A 1,294-nucleotide genomic window follows, 5' to 3' on the forward strand; every position below is an offset into this window, starting at 1 on the left:
TAATCTCCAAGCCGGTGCGCGAACGCGAGGTGCGCACCCTGCGCGATTGCCTCGACAAACTCGCCGAGCAGGCGCGCACGCCGTGTTGCCACCGGGGTGTCAGCCATGACCGGGAGAACCTTGAGCGCGCCTTGGCCAATGGTGAAATCCAGGCGTGGTTCCAGCCGAAAAAATCCCTGCATGACGGGCGCATCGTGGGCGCCGAAGCCCTGGCACGCTGGGTGCACCCGGTGGAAGGGTTATTGATGCCCGGCGCGTTTCTTGACGACATCGAGCGCCTTGACCTGGAAACCCGCTTGCTCACCTGCATTCTCGGCCAAACCCTCATCGCCCAGGCCCAGTGGGCGCAACTCGGTTACCGGCTGCCGGTGTCGATCAACCTGCCCACGCATTTGCTCGACCAGAGCGACCTGGTCGACCGCCTGCTTGCCCAGGTGCAAAGCCGCGACGCCGAACCCCGGCAAATTACCTTCGAATTGATGGAAAGCTCCACCACACGGCTGCCCAGTAACTACTACGCTGGAGCATGTCGCTTGCGCATGATGGGCTTTGGGTTGGCGCAGGATGACTTCGGCAAGGGGTTCAGTTCCTACTTCAACCTGGTGTCGACGCCGTTCAACGAGGTCAAGATCGACCGGTCACTGGTGCATGGCTGTGCCGAGAACGAAAGCCTGGCGTCGGCCTTGCAAAGCATTGTCGAGCTGGGCCGCAAACTCGGGCTGACCACCATCGCCGAGGGCGCCGAGACCCAGGCGGAGCTGGCGGTGTTGCGGCGTATCCGCTGCGATCAGGTGCAGGGTTTCCTGATCTCCCATGCCGTGGCGGCGGAAAAATTCAGCGCCCTGTTAATCGAGGATGGCCCTGCGCCAGCACTTATGTGAGTGGCCAGGGTCACACAGTCAAGAAGCCCGAAGGAAGGGTCGCCCGGTCAGCCGGGCGTTATTGGCCAATGCCGGGATCAAGCATAGGCCCCATATCCTGATTCAGGCTTCTGCGGTACTGACGATGAAACATGCAAGTCTGCGCCTGGACAAGCTGGCGCAAAGCTCTCAACGCTTGAACAAAGCCCTGTTATTGCTCACGGGGCTCGCCTTGTTGCTGTCCAGCAGTTGCTATTGGGCGGTGTCGCGGTTGCTCGACGCTGAACAGGAAAAGGTCGAGTTCCACTTCGCCCGCGTGGTGGAGATCATCCATGAGCACGAGGCGTTCCTGCGCAACGTGGCCAGTGGCTACAGCCGCAGCAACGCGCCGCCGCTGCCGGCCGTGCAGTCGACCTCGGTGGTGGAGTTGCAGC

2 protein-coding genes are annotated in these 1,294 nt (G+C 62.0%); both read left to right on the plus strand.

Features of this window, described 5'->3' with window-relative positions; all coding sequences use genetic code 11:
• A partial coding sequence (locus HX846_RS33265) for an EAL domain-containing protein (protein ID WP_178967057.1) occupies positions 1 to 881 on the plus strand: 881 nt, incomplete at its 5' end.
• Between the two features lie 124 nt (positions 882 to 1,005).
• A partial coding sequence (locus HX846_RS33270) for a hypothetical protein (RefSeq protein WP_178967058.1) occupies positions 1,006 to 1,294 on the plus strand: 289 nt, incomplete at its 3' end.

The sequence above is a fragment of the Pseudomonas sp. K5002 genome (assembly GCF_013386655.1).
In the GTDB taxonomy this organism is placed as follows: Bacteria; Pseudomonadota; Gammaproteobacteria; order Pseudomonadales; family Pseudomonadaceae; genus Aquipseudomonas.